The organism is Bradyrhizobium sp. P3_C3 (assembly GCF_056402655.1).
Window position 1 is genome coordinate 19075 of the sequence record NZ_JBFUGY010000058.1, and the last position, 15810, is coordinate 34884.

Here is a 15810-nt window from a genome sequence, read left to right on the forward strand (position 1 = left end):
CCCTTTCGTGCAAGATCGAAGAGAGATGGTGGGCACGGCGCAAGAGCGCCTTTGCCCACCCTACGAGATCTCGACCGCTACGCCTTCTCCACCCCGCACCAATCCGCGATGAACAGGGCCATCGCCTTGGTCGACTTCTTCAGCGACTCCAGGTCGACGAATTCGTTGAAACCGTGCATCTCGCCGCCGCTCGCGCCGAAGCAGAGGCTCGGGATACCGTGATTGAGACCGTAGAAGCGGGTGTCGGTCAGCGCGGTGAAGACGAGGTCTTGGATTTCGCCGCCATAGACGGTGTTGAAGGCCTTGCCGAACGCGGCCTCGGGCGCCGCGGCGTCGGTCAGTTCATACCCCTCCGACAGGAAACCCGACCATTCGACCTCCGGCGGATTGTTGGCGAGGAAGCGGTGGTTGCGCGCAGCAGCCGCAACGCAGGCCATGATCTCCTTCTGGTGATCGGCGATCGACCAGCCCGGCAGGACCGCGATACGGCAATCGACGTCGCACCACGCCGGCACGCTGGAGGCCCAGTCGCCGCCCTTGATGATGCCGGGGTTGAAGTTGATGGGATGGTTCAGCGTCTTGAAGTGCCGATCAGCTTTCGCGCGCTCGTTCCATTCGATCTCGAGTTTCTGCAGCGCCTGGATCAAATGATAGGCCGCCATGATTGCGTTGGCGCCGGAGCCGGCGAAGGCAACGTGGGTCGGATGGCCCTTCACACGCAGGCGAAACCAGATCACGCCGACCTGCGAGCGCACCATCTTGCCGCCGGTCGGCTCCGGGATGAAGCAGGCGTCGGCACGATAGCCGCGCTGCAATGTCGAGAGCGCGCCGACGCCGGTGCTCTCCTCCTCGATCACGGACTGGAAGTGGATCCGCGCCGTCGGCTTGAAACCCGCAGCCTTGATCGCATCCAGCGCGTAGAGCGCGCCGATCGTGCCCGACTTCATGTCGCAGGCGCCGCGGCCGAACATCTTGCCGTCCTTGATGACCGGCGAGAATGGCGGCGTGTCCCACAGTTCCAGCGGCCCCGCGGGCACCACGTCGCAGTGCCCCTGGAGGATCAGCGATTTGCCGCCGTTCGTTTGCGGGCGGTAGGTGCCCACTACCGTGCGCGCCTTGGAGAAATCGTGCTCGATCGGACCGAAACCACGCAGATCCTTGAGGTCATCGACATCGATGTGCCAGTCGTCGACCTCGTAGCCGCGTTCGCGCAGGAGGTCGCCGATCATGTCCTGGCACGGCCCCTCGGCCCCGCGGGTCGAAGGGATCGCAACGAAATCGCTTGTGGTCGCAAGCTGGGCTTCGAAGCCGACATCGACGGCGTCAAGAATCCTCTGCTGCGTTTCGGCATTCATCAGGCAACTCCAGGCATCCAATTGGTCAATGGTGCGCGCAAGCTAGCCGATTTCAGCCGTTCGGGTACTCCACAAAATAAGCATCCCGCAATGCATCTTCGAGCAGCCGGCCTTCCGAATAGCCATTCAGCGTCGCGGGCCGGGTTACACCATCCAGCAGGCGCGGGCACGGCTCCGGCGCGCCCAAGACGGTGCGCACGGGGATGCGCTCGGCATAGATCGGCAATTCGTAGTCTTCGTCGTCGTCAGCCACACCCTTGGCGCGGACTTTGGCCGAGGCCTCCTCGATCTCCATCGCGATGAAGGAGGTCGCCTTGATCTCCTGCGTGTTGCTCTGACGCAGGGTCGCGGTGCGGTCCGGGAAGAAGCGATCGACCATGGCGATCACCGCCCGCTCCTTCTCCTCGGGGTCGGTGACGAGATAGGCCGTGCCGAACGCCATCACGGCGCGGTAGTCGGCGGAATGGTTGAAGCCGCAACGCGCAAGCACGAGGCTGTCGAGATGGGCAACGGTGAGGCAGACGCGCTCGCCCCTGGTCTGGTTGCGCAGCATGCGGCTGGCGCTCGAGCCGTGCCAATAGAGTTTTGTCCCCTCGCGCCAGAAAAAGGTCGGCGTGCAATAGGGCTGGCCGTCGATGACATAGGAGACGTGACAGAGCATCGAGGAATCCAGGATGCGGTGAACCGTGTCGTGGTCGTAGAAGCCGCGGTCGTGACGGCGCTTGACCTGATTGCGCGCTGACGTCGGATAGGAATTTTGGCTTTCAGCTTGGCTCACGGCCGCTCCTGTCGGGATTGGAACAATTCCAGGAGAGTTGTAGCCGCGGATTTGGTCTGCGATAGTGCCAATTCCATGCGAAAAATTCCGACCAATTTTGCCCCCTCGCCGGCCAAGGCCGAACTGCCGCTCGACCTCACCGGCCCGCATATCACCGCGGGCGCGTCATCGGCGCACCGGCTGTACCAGGCGTTGTGCGACATGATCGTCTCTGGCCTCGTCAAACCCAGTGAGCCGCTGCCGCCGTCGCGGACGCTGGCCAAGCAGACCGGCTTCCGCCGCAACGCCGTCGTCACTGCCTATGAACGGCTGATCGCTGACGGCTTTGCCGCTGCGACCGTCGGCTCCGGCACCTTCGTTGCAGCGCGGATACCGGCAGGCGCGGAAGGCTGGCTACTGGCCGACACCTATTCGCGCGCGCGTCCCCTGCCCGGGTTCGTGCTGGGATTTTCCGGCCACGCGGTTCCGCAACTCGTGGCCTCCGCCGAACGGCTCGCGCTGGAGTCGCGTGGCGCCTTGCGCGCAAGGAGCAAATCGGCCCGGCGGGCGTGACGAACGTTCACTATGAGAAACGTTCGCTATGAGAATCGCCTGCCGCTCCCTACATTGCGGCATCGATGCCGGGACCTCACATCATGCTGCTGCGCCGCGCGACCTGCCTCTCGCTGCTGATCTCGGTCGCCCTCGCGACGGCGGCGCATGCCGTCACTGTCGGACGTGAACAGGACATCACCGATCTCAAGCTCGGCCAGCGCGTGCAAGTGGATGACGGAACCTGCCCCGCCGGGCAGGTCAAGGAAGTGCGCGGTGCGAGAATGACCGACAAGGGCGTGGCGCGGACCATCGCCTGCGTTCCGCGCTTCGGTCCGAAATCGAAGTGATGGTTACGACTTCGCCGGGTCGAACATGCACTGCAAGGTCGGTTTGGCGATCTTGGTGAAGGTCGAGCCGATCTCGCCCTGCTTGGACGCGGGCACCCAATCAGTCTCGATCGTTGGCACGCCGGTCTCGCTGATGCCGCGCAACAGCGCCTCGCGCAGATCGCGGTCCTCGACGGCAGCAACGGCGTGATCATGCAGGCAGCCGCAGACCTCCTCGGGATGCTCCCAGCGCCCGAGCATCCGCGGCGCACACTGACGCATGAACTCGCTGCGGGGATCCGGTAGCCTCGAAGGAGCGCGAACCTGCGCGTGGGCAGCGCTGATCGTCAGAAGCGAAACGAACGCTGCGGCGCAGAATCGGACAATCATGATGGCCTTTATCGGCTGGTTTTTCTTGTGATTTTTCTTTTGATTTTCTTGGCTGTCGATCAGAAACGCGCAGCGACCACGATCGGCTGCGGCGCCGTGGTGGTGACCGGCGAGCCGCTGTACTGGAAGGTGCCGACACCCGGGAGATTGCCGTCCGGCGCCCCCGCGAACGAAGAGCCGGCGAGCACGAAAGCGAAGGCAAGGATGAAGCTGAGCGTGCGCATGATCTCGTGTCCCAATTCCTTGGCCGGCGGTGCGTCGTCGTTGTGAAGCTGATAACCATGCGTCGTTTCGCGCGTGATGCGCCAAAAGCGGAAAATGGTTTCGTCTTCGTGAGAATTGTTTCGTCACGCGCCAGGCGACGAAACATTCAGCGGAAAATCCCAGTCTTTTCAGAGGGGTCGCGCGGCGCCTGAAAGTGGTCTTGCAGGCTCTGTCCGCGCTTGGAAGCAGGCCCACACTGCGCGCCGTCACACGCACGCCTTCGGCACTTCACATGCATTTTACGTTTTTCTGCTGAAGAGAAGCCCGAACGGGGGCTGGGTTCCGTCGAACCGGGCGCGATTCGACTGCGACCCAAGCCATCGAAACCGAGAAGCCCGGAACCACCGGGCGCGTTCAGTTGAGGGATGCCATCATGACGGCGCAAGATCGCGCAACGCCGCGCGACGCGGACCTGCGGACGGACCGCGCCGACCAGCAACCCAGCCGCGTCGCTTCAATCGGGGCAATGTCGCTGCAGTCGGACCGCGGCCACGAGGCCGCACCACAAGCATTCGTGCGGCTGACCGGCTCGCATCTCGCAAAGCCGCGCGCCAGCCGCACTCTCGTCACTGGGTGAACGCAAGAGCGTCACTGAGTGAACGCACGCGCGTCACTGAGTGAAGAACTCGCCGCACTTCTGGACGTTGGCGTCAGCCGCTCCCCACGGCATGACCGGTACCGTCGAGGTCGAGTTCTTCGGCGAGCCCTCGATCAGCCGGTCCGAATAGACCATGTAGACCAGCACATTGCGCTTGGCGTCACAGCCGCGCACGATCTGCATCTTCTTGAAGAACAGCGAGCGGCGCTGGCGGAACATGTCGTCGCCCTGCTCCATCTTGTTCTTGAACTTGATCGGACCGACTTGGCGGCAGGCCAGCGAGATATCCGAGACCTCCTCGGCAAGGCCGAGCCAGCCCTTGAAGCCGCCCTTCTCCGGCACCGTGAAATGACAGGCCACGCCCTCGACCTCGGGGTCGTCGAGGCCGTAGGTCGCGAGCTTGTCATTCGGGCTCATCCATTTGAATACCGTCGAGCGGCGGAAGATCAGATCCGGCTCGTCGGCGGCGATTGCAGAGCTCGCTGGGACAGCCAGCAACAGGAGGAATAAAGCAAGGCCTTTCAAGCGGATGCCGGAAAGACCGGGGAAACGAGATGACATGAAGTTCTCCGGTAACAAGTCCCCGCAATGTAGGCATGCGACAGCCGGTCAGGAAGACGACCGGGAGCCGTCGCGGCCGCCGTTTACCGCTCCGTGAGGCTTTTTTGCTACGTCATGGACAAAATTCGCTGACGGCAGAACTGCCGTGCTAGTGAACGCGTATCCCCTCTGCGAGACTAATTTCTGAGTTGGATTGTGGATTCGAGGAATGAATAGCGTGAACGGGGCCAGTTTTTCTGCCAGGCCGGTCCGGCTGTGGCAGGTCGCCATTTTGACGGCGGCCGGTGCGATTGGCTGGACCAGCCAGGCGGACGCGGCGTTCTACTACTGGAGCGACTACTCCGACGGGTCCTACGCCGCCCGGCAGGAGCGCTATCCCGACATTCCCCGGCAGAAGCCCCAGAAGCGCAGTACGGCTGGCAAGAAGGCGGTCGTCGCCGAGAAGGAAGCCGGCACCAAGCCGCAAGGTCCGCTCGTGATCGTCGTGTCGATCGATCGGCAGAAGGTGACGGTCTTCGACACCAACGGCGTGTTCGCAGAATCCCCGGTGTCGACAGGCATGAAGGGCCACTCGACGCCGATGGGCGTGTTCAGCGTGATCCAGAAGCACAAATTCCACCAGTCCAACATCTATAGCGGCGCGCCGATGCCGTACATGCAGCGGATCACCTGGTCCGGCATCGCCATGCATGCCGGCGTGCTGCCGGGCTATCCGGCCTCGCACGGTTGCATCCGCATGCCGATGGCGTTCGCGGTGAAGATGTGGAACTGGACCAGGATGGGCGCGCGCGTGATCGTCTCGCCCGGCCAGATGTCGCCGCAAAATTTCTCGCATCCCCTGCTCGCCTCGGTGCGCGTGCCGCCGCAGCCCGCCGCCAGCCTGGAGCCGCAGACCAATGTCGGCGACAAGGCCGACAAGGGCGCCGCACCAACCAAAGTCAGCGAAGCAAAACCCGTAGAGACGAAGACCGCCAGCGCGGAGAGCGCGCTCGAGCTGCGTTCGTCGCTCGGCCATACCGTGATGTCGGATGTGACCACCGGCAATGCACCGGTGCGCGCGGAAGCAGCCGCACCAGCCGACAAGGTTGAGGCCAAGTCTGAAAAGAGCGCCGAGGCATCTGCCCCGGTCAAGCCGCAGTCGGAAGAAGCAGCCAAGCCCGCAAGCACCGACGCAAAGCCCGTTGAGGCCGCAGAAGCGCCCAAGACTGCAGAAGCGCCCAAGGCTGAAGCCGCCGAGCCCGCGAAGAAACCCGATGCGCCCGCTGCCGCACCGGCGCTCACCGCCTCGCCCGACGCCAAGAAGGACGAGACCCGCGTCGCTGATCCTGCGCCTGCCGCGAAGCCGGAGACGCCCAAACGCGCCGGCCAGATCGCGGTGTTCATCAGCCGCAAGGATTCCAAGCTCTACGTGCGGCAGAACTTTGCGCCGCTGTTCGAGGTTCCCGTCACGATCGCTGCGAGCGACCGGCCGCTCGGCACCCACGTCTTCACCGCCGAGGTCGACAAGACCGACACCAACGCACTGCATTGGTCGGTGGTATCGCTGCCGGTCTCTGCCCGCGCCGCCGCGCGCGAAGATGACAGCCGCGTGACACTCCGCCAGCGTGGCGCCGCCGTGATCCCCGTCGCCGCCAAGCCCGTTACAGCCAAGCCCGTGGTCATGCCGGACAGCCCGGCCGAGGCACTCGACCGTATCTCGATCCCTGCGGACATCATGGCGAAGATCAACGAGATGCTGACATCGGGCGGCTCGATCATCGTCTCCGACCAGGGCATCAACCAGGGCGAGACCGGCGAAGGCACCGACTTCATCGTCCGCCTGTACTAGAGCGCTTTCGAGCGAAGTTGCGCCTTGCCGCGTCCGATAACGCGGTGTTGACCAGGCGCGTCGCGCCGACGCAGTAAGGTGCGTCCCGGATCACGTCGGGGGACGTTGCCATGCTGAACCGCAGGACCATGCTCGCCGCGCTTGTCGCGACGACCGCGTCTGCTGGACGCAGCCGCGCCGATGGCGGCATGAGCCGGATCTCGGCCTATGCCTTCTCCTTCCCTGCATTATCAGGCGACGACATCCGCCTTGCCGCGTTCACGGGCAAGCCGCTGCTGGTGGTCAATACCGCTTCGCTGTGCGGCTACACTCCGCAATATGCCGGCCTGCAGGAGCTCTGGAACGAGTTTCGCGAGCGCGGGCTCACCGTGATCGGCGTGCCCTCCAACGATTTCGGCGGCCAGGAGCCCGGCGGCACCAGCGAGATCACGGAGACCGCGCACCACCAATACGGCGTTACCTTCCCGATCGCGGCCAAGGCGGTGGTGGTCGGCGCCAAGGCGCATCCGTTCTACAAATGGGCGGCCGAGGCGCGCCCCCGCGACGTTCCGCGCTGGAACTTCCACAAATACCTGATCGGGCACGACGGCTACATTGCCGAGGTGTATCCGTCTGCGGTCGATCCGACGGACACACGGGTCAAGACGGCGATTGCGAAGGCGCTGGCCGACAGCTGACACCCGCAAGCCCGCATCCGGTTGGGCACAATTGTGGCGGGGTGCCAAACAGCCGTTGCAATGACGAGGGCCCAGCATCTAGGCTAGGACTATCAAGGGGCAGGATGGTTTTGCCAGAGGCGAAAAGCTGCGGCGGAACAACGGGATCAATCTCGAGGACAACACCATGCGTGTGGCGGCAGGACTGATTTTGGCAAGCGCGATGTCGGTTGCGATGGCAGGCGCAGCGTGGTCGCAGACCCCGGCCGCAAAGCCCGCAGCCGCCACCCAGGCGGCACCGGCTGCAGCCCCCGCCGCAGCACCGGCGGCGGCAGCCGCTGCGCCGACGCAAGCGGCCTTCCCGCCCCCGCCGAAACAGGCGCCCCAGCCCGCCCGCGCGGCCTGCAACACGCCCGGCGCGCTCGGGGTCGCCCGCACCGTGGAGATCGACACCACGGGTGGTCCGGGCTTCGGCTTCGAGCATTTCAAGGAGCTCGACTTCCTGCGCGACAAGGAGGTCGTGCTGACCTTCGACGACGGCCCCTGGCCGAAGAACACGCCCGCCGTGTTGAAGGCTCTCGCCGACGAATGCACCACCGGCATCTTCTTCTCGATCGGCAAGCACGCGACCTATGAGCCGGAGATCCTGAAGCAGGTCTATGCGGCCGGCCACACCGTCGGCGCCCACACCTGGTCGCACGCCAACCTCAACAACAAGAAGCTCACGGAAGCGCAGCGCAAGGAAGAGATCGAGAAGGGATTCTCGGCGGTGAAGTGGGCGCTCGGCGGCATCTCGCCCTCGCCGTTCTTCCGCTTCCCGGCGCTCCAGCACCCACCGGAGATGGTCACCTATCTCGGCAACCGCAACGTCGCGATCTTCTCCTGCGACATCGACTCCTTCGACTTCAAGGCCTCGAAGCCCGAGAAGGTGATCGAGACCGTCATGAAGAAGCTCGACACCAAGGGCAAGGGCATCATCCTGATGCACGACTTCCAGAAGCACACCGCCGAAGCCCTGCCCGAGTTGCTGAAGCGGCTGAAAGCCGGCGGCTACAAGGTCGTGGCGATGCGCGCCAAGTTCCCGGCCTCGACGCTGCCCGAATACGACCAGGAGCTGCTCAAGGACGTCAAGCTGCCGACGGTGAGCACGCGCCCGGTCAATTCCGTCGTGACGACGGTCTCGGAATAGACCGCAATTGTCTTTCCGGTTTGAAGGTTACGTCATCATATCGGCGGACGGCATGCTTGCCGATCCGTCGCACATCATGCCCTCAACGCTGGTGTTCGAAGGCGACAAGCGCTTTTTCGAGCAAGCGCTCGATCGAGCCGCGGTCGTCGTGCACGGCGGACACTCGCACGAGCAGCAGCCGAATTCGCCGAAGCGCAAGCGGCTGATCCTCACCCGCAAGATCAAGGCGCTCACCGTCGACCCGGAGATGCCGAACGCGACGCTGTGGAATCCCGAGCATGCGAGCTTCGAGGAGGCCTGCGCTTTCGCCGATGTCGCCTCCGGCACGGTCGCAATCATCGGCGGCCCCGTCGTGTTCGACATGTTCATGGACCGCTACGACACGTTCTGGCTGTCGGAAGCCCCGCATGTGCGGCTGCCCGGCGGCGAAGGCTGCTTCGTCGGCGTGCCGGAGCGGACGCCGCATGAGGTGCTGGCGTCACACGGGATGAAGCCGGGGGCGCCGTATCTGCTCGACGCGGCGCATGATGTCACCGTCACGCCGTGGCGGCCGGCGAGAGGCTCCACCTAAAACTCGAAAACAACCCCAAGCACAGTACCGGTATATTATTACCAGTAACTATCTCACACATTTACCACGCATAACGAACGACACCCTTGCCCATATAGGACCGCGTGACGTTCGAGAACTCGCCCTCGAACGCTGCCAGGGTCGACCAGCCGTTCAGCCATTTCCTTTCGATGGCCGCCGTCACAAGCGCGGAGTCCGCGGCCTGCGCGGCGCCGTTCACGACGAAGCTCGCGTCAGGCAGTGCCCTGAAGGTCGCCGCAATGGTGCGGTTGGGATTGAAATCATGTCCCCATGCGAGCCGTCCGCGCAGCGTGAGAACACCGTCGCTCGCGCCGAAAACCTTGTCGGTGCGGATGCCAAGCTCGGCGCGAGGATCAGTCACGCTCTTCGCATCATACGTCAGCGCAAACGCGCCGCTGCCTGACAGCACGGACTCCGCATAGGACGGCAAGGCGATGGTGACGAATTGCCCAGCCACATAGGGCGTGACGCCCACGTTCATCCACGGCGCAGCGAAACGATAACCGCCCTCGGCGCGGCCGGACCACGCGTTTGCGTTGAACTTGGCGCGCAGGCGCTCTGAACCGGCAATCGCCACGGTGCGATCGGTGGTGACGTCCTGCCAGCCATAGGCGAGCGCCGTGGAAAAATAGGCCGGACCGTCGACGTGCCGCAGGTAGGCACCGGCCTGGAACAGATCGGAGCGTCCGCTGCCGAGACCATTCACGCTGAAATTGGTCCCGCCGCCGGCCAGCGCAAAGCCGGCTAGCGTATTTGCCGAAAGCCGGTAATCGGCCCCGACGGCGGTCCCAAACACGCGGCTCGTCGCATCGTGCGATCCGAGCCCGGCATGTCCATCGCTGTCCTGCGCCCCGCCGAAGCCGGACGCCCAAACGTTCCAGCGCGCGGGCGCACGGCACGGCCGCGGCTTGCCTCGCAAATCAGTCGCGACGCAGTCCGGCAGACCGGGCGCGGCGAGCAGACCGACGAACTGCCCCATCGCCTCGAACGTCGTCTGCTGTACGCGCGTCGCGAGCTCGCCGGAGGCCTGCGTCAGCCCGCCGGCCGACAGAGCGGCGTAGACGCCCGGGATACCGCCGTTCCGGTTGAACGCGTTCGTCAGCCCGTTGCCCACATTGCGCTGGTTGATGTTGAGGTTTGGAGCGATCGCGAAATCCAGCGCAAGATTCAGATAGACGTTGTTGGCGTCGTAGCTCAGCGAGCTGTGGACGTTCGACGGCAGGCCGGTGTTGACGATGGTGGATGCGAACGTCCCGGAGGCGCCGCCTGCCGCACTAAGGATCGTATAGGTCTTGGAGACGTAGCTTCCCGGCGCGAACACAGCCTTCACGGTGGCACCGCCGAGATCTGCTGTCCCCGTTGCTGTCGTGGAAGCGGCCACCGATGGGTTCAGCTGCACCAGGTAGAACGCACCGGACGCGAAGGCGAGACTGCCCGCGATCGTCAGCATCGTCCCGGCGCTGCCGTTACCGGGCGCAAGGGTGCCGCCGCTATCGATCGATACCGTCGGCGACACGATGCTGCCCGCGCCCATCAGCACGGCGCCGGATTGCACCGTCGCGGACGAGGTCCCGTTGAGGGATCCCTCCACGTCGAGCACGCCGCCGGCAACAACGGTACCGCCGGTATAGGTGCTCGTGGCTGTCAGGGTGAGAGTGCCCGTGCCGACCTTGGTCAGCGAGCCGCCCGAGCCCTCGCCACTGCCGCCGTCGCGCAGTACGCCCGAATAGACGGTCGAAAGGTTGTTGCCACCGATCTCGAGGTTCGTCGAACCTAGATAGATGGTGCCGGAGCCTACGATCGACCCCATCGTGATGAAGGGAAACAAGCGGTCCGACACGTCGATTTCGGCGTTGTTGATGAAGCGCGCCGTGCCGCCGCTGCTCGCGCCGTGGAAATAGATTGTTCCCCTGCCGGTGTTGGTGATCGTGGCATTGCCCGCCGTGCTCGCATCGTCGAAATAGACCCTGCGCGTATTGCTGATACCGGCACTGCCGGCGGTGCTGGTGTTCTTGAAACTGATCTCGCTATCGCTGCGGATCGTGGCGCTGCCGGCGGTGGCGCTCTGGGTGAAGGACAGCGTGGAATCGTTGACGTTGATCGTTGCGGTCCCGGCCGTGCTGTTGTTTCCAAACCTGACACCGCTGACATTGATGTCGAGCACGACGCTGCCGCCGTTGACGACAATGCCGGCGCCGAGAAAGCGCAACGACACCTCGCCGTCAACGGTGATGACGTAATTTCCTGCGTCGGCGTTGAAGGTCCATCCGCCGACCGATTGCGTACTCAGAATACTCAGGTTCGTGATGGTGGACGCTCCGAACGACGCGGTGCCGTCAGGAACGCTGCCGCCGCTCCAGTTCGATYCCGCCGCGTAGGCGCCCGAGCCGGGCGTGCTGAGCCAGGTTGCATCGATCGCTTCGGCAGGGGATGCGGTCGCGACCAGCGCGGCCGTCACCAGGGCCGAGGTGGCGAGCCAGGCGGTCAACGACCGTGCCGATGCAATCACCCACCCGTCAGCGGACCGGCCTCCGACGACCGCTCCGGGATCAACACGCAACACCATTCCAATCCTTAACCCCGCCTTCGGCATCATGCCGTCGTGGGCCCGGTCTCCCGTTCCCTGGGGCGCTATTCGAGCGTCCATGACGTAGCGTCAATACGAGCGGACCGTCTGGAAACGCCGCATCAATAGACTGAGACAAAAGAGCAAAAGCCGGACGGCCTGGGAGCCCGGCGGGGACGCTGATCGGGTCCTGCGCACCCCACACGATACCGGCAGGATTCGTATACAAACGAACGCCTTTCCCTGCCCCGGATATCTCCCTATACCCCCGGGGCGCGCGCTCGGAGAGGCCCTGCCATCAATGGCCCGGCAGGACGGTGCCGCCCTTGCCCCGGCCATCTACGACGATCGAGATACGACCACGCCACTATGACCGACGACCGCACCACGACAGGTCCGAACGAAGCCGCCGGATCGATGGGCGATGCTGCCCCGGCCTCCTCCCTGCTGCCGGCATTCGGCTTCACGGCCGATCAGATGGAGACACACGCGAACGTCGCAGCCTGGCGCGAGGCGGTCGCAACCCTGTTCGACGTTGACGAGCTCGCCGCCGACGAACCGGGTCCGTTCCGCGCCGACATCAGATCGTTTGCCATGGGACCGGTGCTGATCGGGCTGAGCCGCGCCAGCGGCCAGCGCTTCCTCCGCACGCCGGAGACGATTGCACGTAGCGGCGTCGATCACATCATCCTTCAGCTCTATGTGAAGGGCAGCTTCGACGGTATCGCGGGCGCCCGGCCGATCCGCGTGCGCGCCGGCGACATCTGCCTGTTCGACCTTGCCCAGACCCTGGCGACCAAAGCGACGGCATTCGAGAATGTCACGTTGGTCGTGCCGCGCCCGATGTTCGGCGCTCGTCTCTTGCGGATCGAAGACCTGCACGGCCTCGTCTTGCCGGAGAGCAGTGTGATCGCCAGGCTTCTCGCAGGACATCTCACCGCCCTGCTCGAATTTGCGCCGCGCATGACGCTCGACGAATGCCAGTCAGTGGTCGAGGGCACGGTCTCGCTCCTCGCAGCATGCCTGCGCAACGAGCTCGAGCGGGTCGAGGATGACGCCGACCATTCAGCCATGGCGAGCCCGTCCTTGATACGAATCCGCCAACATATCGAGGCCGGCCTTGCCCAGCGGGATATGTCGGCCATTTCGGTCGCGGCCCATTTCGGACTGTCCCGGGCCTCGCTGTACCGGCTGTTCGCACCGGTCGGCGGCATCGCAGACTACATCCGCAGCCGCCGGCTGCACCGCGCATTCTTCGACCTCGCCAATTCGGATGCGCGCAGCCTGAGAATCAGCGAGGTCGCGCGGCGCTGGCAGCTCGGCACCGACGCGCATTTCACGCGCTCTTTCAAGGCCGCCTATGGCATCACGCCGCGCGCGGCGCGCGAGGCCGCATTGCTTGGCGTGCAGCGCGGCACCGATGGAGCAAGCAACACAACAATTTCGCGGTGGATGCGCGAGATCGCGCCCCCGGGCACGGCGGATTGAACACACCGCGCCCGAAGAGCGCGGTCGCCCCCGCTACGGCGTCGGAAGGTGATAGGCCAGCACACCGCGCAGCGTGTGCACCGTGCCGCCCGCGCTCAGGCTGGTCATGAAATCGGACGCCAGATCGTCTCGCGCCCCGAGATGCGTGACGCGATATTCGGCGCGGGCGGAGATGCTGTCGGTGAAGAAGCGCTCGAAGCCGCCGCCGAAGGTCGCGCCGTGATATTCCCGCGTCGGAGCGCTGCCGGGAAATCCGAGGAAATTGTACGAGATCGACTGCGCCGTCGTTCCGCTGTAGCCGCCGAGCAAGTAGACGAGCGTCTCCGGTGCCACGAGATAGCCGACGCGTCCGCCGACGGTCCAACCCCACTTCACCGCCGCCAGATCCGACGAGATCGCAACACCTCCGCCCGATGCGTTGACCTTGGCGCCGCCATTGGTCCCGGCATCGATCAGTCCGAATGCGCCGAGGACCCATCTCGGCGCGACCTGGCGATCGTAGCCGATCGTGAAAGTTCCGCCGACATCGGCGCCACCGAGACCGGACGCGTCGAAATCCAGCACACCGGCGAACGATCCCGCGACATGGGGCGTGATGACGTCGCCCCCGATACCCGCGCCGACGTAAACGCCCGTCCATGTCGGATTCAGCACCGGCGCCACTGAAGCGGTCGTAGGTCCGCCGAACTGACCGAAGCGATAGGCCGCGCCGATCCTGACCACATGCTCGGACAGGTCCGTTGTCCAGACCGCGCCGAGCGGATCGACCGTCGTGTTGCGGCCAAGCGCGACGTAGCGGTATTCGCCGCGCAGTGACACGTTGCTCGCGAGGCGATATTCCGCGCCGGCGCCGACCGTGTAACCGTGCGACGTCAGCCCCGGCTCCTGCACCGTGAACGAAGGCCCTCCCCCGAGGATCACGTAGTTCAAGTTCCAATTGTTGATGCGCATCTCGCTGTAGCCAGCGAGGCCGTAGAGCAGGATATCGGGCGTCACCAGAAATCCCGCACGGCCGCCGATCGTCCAACCCTGATCCAGCGACGGCAGCGCAGCACTCAGGCTCTGGCCGAAGAACGGGCTCGACGCACTGGCCGTCGTGCGCTGGCGCGACCAGTCGTAATCGACAAAACCGCCGACCACGAAACGCGGCGCAACCTGGACGTCAAATCCCGCGAAAACCGACAGCCCGAGATCGGCGCCCTGCAAGCCGTCGAGGCTGAACAAATCCGGGCCACCGCCGGCCGGCGTCAGGTTCGACCGCCCGGTCGCGAAGTCGAAGCCTAGTCCGCCACCGACGTAAAACTGGGTCCAGTTCGCCACGGGCGCCGCTAGCGGCCGCGCCTTCACGGGCAAGTCTGCTGCACAGGCCGCGGTTACAGAAACGGCCACGACATGCGCCGCCCCCAGAACGACAGCAGCGCGTGCCGCCGCCTTGCGCTTCGATTGAACCAAGTCCGCCCCCAATCACCCAGTGCCGATTGCGCCTGTGCAATCGGAACTGTCGGTACTATTGGGCCCGGACGGATTCCGACAAGTGGAGAGACCGGTCGATCCGCAGCGGCCACGATTTTGTGGAACCGCTGTGATCTCAAAACCATAATCTGTGAATGATGGTTCATGCACTCGTCGCAAACGGACGAGCCATCAACTCGCTTTACACGTCCCCGTAGGCCGTCTCGGCTGAGCGCGTAGCGCGGCCGTAGCCCATGATCATGAACAGCGCGCCGATGATCGAGAGATTCTTCAGCGCATCGACCACCATCCTGGCGTTGTCGGGCGCGGCCTGATTCCAGAAATCGGAGAACAGGACGGTCGAGACCGCGATGTTGATGATCATGAGCAATGCGAAAAGGCGCGCGCCGAAGTTCAGCGCAATCATCAGGCCTGCAATGATCTCGAGCCCGCCGGCCGCGATCGCCAGCAGTTGCGGCGTGGTCATGGCGGTCGCCGTCTCGATCTGCTTGGTGTAGGACTCGATGACCTCAGGCACCACCACCTTGGTGGCGATGAAATCGGCCGTCGCCTGGAGGGGAAAGAACTTGGTCGCGCCCGTGTAGATGAACAGCACGGCGAACAGGATTCGCCCGAAAGTCACGAACGCTGGCATGATCGGCCTCTTGGCTCAGGCTTTTTGAAAAAGGCATCTTCACGAGAGTACCGGGCGATTATGAAGAGTCGTGCGCCGGTTTACAAACGGGGAAATGGCGAACTGCGAGCAATTCAAAGTTGGCGGCACGGGCGGTRCAGCTTCTCCCCCTGTGGGAGAAAGTGGCATAGGCGGCCTGCGGCCGCCGTTCTTAAGAACGCCGAAGCGAAGCTTCGGCTATGGCGCCGGATGAGGGGTATCTATCCGCGAGCTCAATAGCGGTGGGACTCGTGGATAGAGACTCCTCACCCGTCTCGCCGCTAACGCCGCGATCCACCCTCTCCCACAGGGGGCCTGTTGCGTAATTCGTCAATTGTGATTCCCTAGGGCAAAGCCTTGGAGGGTAGCGATGGCGGTCAAGCGGACGGGACAGCCGAGCTTTGTGGAAGCGCTGATGCCGAAGGGCGCCGGCGCCAATGCGGCGCTGGATCGGCTGGCTGGCCTGGTCAAGTGGTACCGGTTCGAGAAGCTGATCGGCCATTTGCGGGATGAAGGGAGCCCCGGTCGACCAGGCTATCCGGTGCTGGTGCTGTTTCGTG

The 15810-nt window shown here is 64.4% G+C and carries 15 protein-coding genes and 2 pseudogenes; 9 read left to right on the forward strand and 8 right to left on the reverse strand.

The genetic code is table 11. The features are described from left to right. Positions 1 to 77 precede the first annotated feature (77 nt). Together AC1DW2_RS38975 and AC1DW2_RS38980 are read right to left on the reverse strand one after the other, a co-directional pair. On the reverse strand, positions 78 to 1355 hold the full coding sequence (locus AC1DW2_RS38975) for an ArgE/DapE family deacylase (RefSeq protein WP_085398721.1): 1278 nt from the start codon (positions 1353 to 1355) through the stop codon (positions 78 to 80). Positions 1356 to 1407: 52 nt separating this feature from the next. After that, a complete protein-coding gene (locus AC1DW2_RS38980; protein ID WP_477008665.1) occupies positions 1408 to 2133 on the reverse strand; it encodes a pyridoxamine 5'-phosphate oxidase family protein in 726 nt (241 codons plus the stop codon). A gap of 75 nt (positions 2134 to 2208) precedes the next feature. Here AC1DW2_RS38980 and AC1DW2_RS38985 point away from each other — a divergent pair. Together AC1DW2_RS38985 and AC1DW2_RS38990 are read left to right on the forward strand one after the other, a co-directional pair. Beyond that, a pseudogene (locus AC1DW2_RS38985) lies at positions 2209 to 2517 on the forward strand (GntR family transcriptional regulator); the annotation flags it as partial. Positions 2518 to 2768: 251 nt separating this feature from the next. Beyond that, complete coding sequence (locus AC1DW2_RS38990; protein WP_071914551.1) at positions 2769 to 3014, forward strand: DUF6719 family protein; 246 nt, start codon at positions 2769 to 2771, stop codon at positions 3012 to 3014. A gap of 3 nt (positions 3015 to 3017) precedes the next feature. Here the strand turns inward: AC1DW2_RS38990 and AC1DW2_RS38995 are convergent, their stop codons facing one another. Together AC1DW2_RS38995 and AC1DW2_RS39000 are read right to left on the reverse strand one after the other, a co-directional pair. Then, positions 3018 to 3383: a hypothetical protein gene (locus tag AC1DW2_RS38995; protein WP_063983641.1), complete on the reverse strand. Its 366-nt coding sequence runs from the start codon at positions 3381 to 3383 to the stop codon at positions 3018 to 3020. Between the two features lie 59 nt (positions 3384 to 3442). Further along, positions 3443 to 3607, reverse strand: a complete 165-nt coding sequence (locus AC1DW2_RS39000) for a hypothetical protein (protein ID WP_166096179.1) — start codon at positions 3605 to 3607, stop codon at positions 3443 to 3445. A 413-nt stretch (positions 3608 to 4020) separates the two neighbouring features. Here AC1DW2_RS39000 and AC1DW2_RS39005 point away from each other — a divergent pair, with 413 nt between their 5' ends. Further along, positions 4021 to 4224: a hypothetical protein gene (locus AC1DW2_RS39005; protein WP_477008666.1), complete on the forward strand. Its 204-nt coding sequence runs from the start codon at positions 4021 to 4023 to the stop codon at positions 4222 to 4224. Positions 4225 to 4257: 33 nt separating this feature from the next. Here the strand turns inward: AC1DW2_RS39005 and AC1DW2_RS39010 are convergent, their stop codons facing one another. After that, positions 4258 to 4806 (reverse strand): CreA family protein, encoded by a 549-nt coding sequence (locus tag AC1DW2_RS39010; protein ID WP_477008667.1) that lies wholly within the window; start codon positions 4804 to 4806, stop codon positions 4258 to 4260. A 208-nt stretch (positions 4807 to 5014) separates the two neighbouring features. Between AC1DW2_RS39010 and AC1DW2_RS39015 the strand changes: the two genes are divergently transcribed. The 4 genes from AC1DW2_RS39015 (at position 5015) to AC1DW2_RS39030 (ending at position 9050) form a co-directional block, all read left to right on the forward strand. Then, on the forward strand, positions 5015 to 6634 hold the full coding sequence (locus tag AC1DW2_RS39015; protein ID WP_477008668.1) for a L,D-transpeptidase: 1620 nt from the start codon (positions 5015 to 5017) through the stop codon (positions 6632 to 6634). A 110-nt stretch (positions 6635 to 6744) separates the two neighbouring features. Beyond that, positions 6745 to 7311, forward strand: a complete 567-nt coding sequence (locus AC1DW2_RS39020) for a glutathione peroxidase (protein ID WP_477008669.1) — start codon at positions 6745 to 6747, stop codon at positions 7309 to 7311. 166 nt (positions 7312 to 7477) lie between these two features. After that, positions 7478 to 8479 (forward strand): polysaccharide deacetylase family protein, encoded by a 1002-nt coding sequence (locus tag AC1DW2_RS39025; RefSeq protein ID WP_477008670.1) that lies wholly within the window; start codon positions 7478 to 7480, stop codon positions 8477 to 8479. Positions 8480 to 8486: 7 nt separating this feature from the next. Next, a complete protein-coding gene (locus AC1DW2_RS39030; protein WP_477008671.1) occupies positions 8487 to 9050 on the forward strand; it encodes a dihydrofolate reductase family protein in 564 nt (187 codons plus the stop codon). A gap of 61 nt (positions 9051 to 9111) precedes the next feature. Here AC1DW2_RS39030 and AC1DW2_RS39035 read toward each other — a convergent pair whose 3' ends face one another. Further along, positions 9112 to 11559, reverse strand: coding sequence for an autotransporter family protein (locus AC1DW2_RS39035; RefSeq protein WP_477008672.1), 2448 nt, complete (start codon positions 11557 to 11559; stop codon positions 9112 to 9114). A 447-nt stretch (positions 11560 to 12006) separates the two neighbouring features. On the opposite strand from AC1DW2_RS39035, the gene AC1DW2_RS39040 reads away from it, so the two are divergent. After that, on the forward strand, positions 12007 to 13125 hold the full coding sequence (locus tag AC1DW2_RS39040; protein ID WP_477008673.1) for a helix-turn-helix domain-containing protein: 1119 nt from the start codon (positions 12007 to 12009) through the stop codon (positions 13123 to 13125). Between the two features lie 33 nt (positions 13126 to 13158). Here the strand turns inward: AC1DW2_RS39040 and AC1DW2_RS39045 are convergent, their stop codons facing one another. Further along, a complete protein-coding gene (locus tag AC1DW2_RS39045) occupies positions 13159 to 14577 on the reverse strand; it encodes an outer membrane protein (protein WP_477008674.1) in 1419 nt (472 codons plus the stop codon). Between the two features lie 202 nt (positions 14578 to 14779). Beyond that, positions 14780 to 15232 (reverse strand): DoxX family protein, encoded by a 453-nt coding sequence (locus AC1DW2_RS39050; RefSeq protein ID WP_477008675.1) that lies wholly within the window; start codon positions 15230 to 15232, stop codon positions 14780 to 14782. A 388-nt stretch (positions 15233 to 15620) separates the two neighbouring features. On the opposite strand from AC1DW2_RS39050, the pseudogene AC1DW2_RS39055 reads away from it, so the two are divergent. Then, a pseudogene (locus AC1DW2_RS39055) lies at positions 15621 to 15810 on the forward strand (IS5/IS1182 family transposase); the annotation flags it as partial.

Bases quoted from the DNA above. Each gene is read 5' to 3' on its own strand.
- AC1DW2_RS38975 (WP_085398721.1), bottom strand. From the start codon at position 1,355: ATGAATGCCGAAACGCAGCAGAGGATTCTTGACGCCGTCGATGTCGGC.
- AC1DW2_RS38990 (WP_071914551.1), top strand. From the start codon at position 2,769: ATGCTGCTGCGCCGCGCGACCTGCCTCTCGCTGCTGATCTCGGTCGCC.
- AC1DW2_RS38995 (WP_063983641.1), bottom strand. From the start codon at position 3,383: ATGATTGTCCGATTCTGCGCCGCAGCGTTCGTTTCGCTTCTGACGATC.
- AC1DW2_RS39000 (WP_166096179.1), bottom strand. From the start codon at position 3,607: ATGCGCACGCTCAGCTTCATCCTTGCCTTCGCTTTCGTGCTCGCCGGC.
- AC1DW2_RS39005 (WP_477008666.1), top strand. From the start codon at position 4,021: ATGACGGCGCAAGATCGCGCAACGCCGCGCGACGCGGACCTGCGGACG.
- AC1DW2_RS39010 (WP_477008667.1), bottom strand. From the start codon at position 4,806: ATGTCATCTCGTTTCCCCGGTCTTTCCGGCATCCGCTTGAAAGGCCTT.
- AC1DW2_RS39015 (WP_477008668.1), top strand. From the start codon at position 5,015: ATGAATAGCGTGAACGGGGCCAGTTTTTCTGCCAGGCCGGTCCGGCTG.
- AC1DW2_RS39020 (WP_477008669.1), top strand. From the start codon at position 6,745: ATGCTGAACCGCAGGACCATGCTCGCCGCGCTTGTCGCGACGACCGCG.
- AC1DW2_RS39025 (WP_477008670.1), top strand. From the start codon at position 7,478: ATGCGTGTGGCGGCAGGACTGATTTTGGCAAGCGCGATGTCGGTTGCG.
- AC1DW2_RS39040 (WP_477008673.1), top strand. From the start codon at position 12,007: ATGACCGACGACCGCACCACGACAGGTCCGAACGAAGCCGCCGGATCG.
- AC1DW2_RS39050 (WP_477008675.1), bottom strand. From the start codon at position 15,232: ATGCCAGCGTTCGTGACTTTCGGGCGAATCCTGTTCGCCGTGCTGTTC.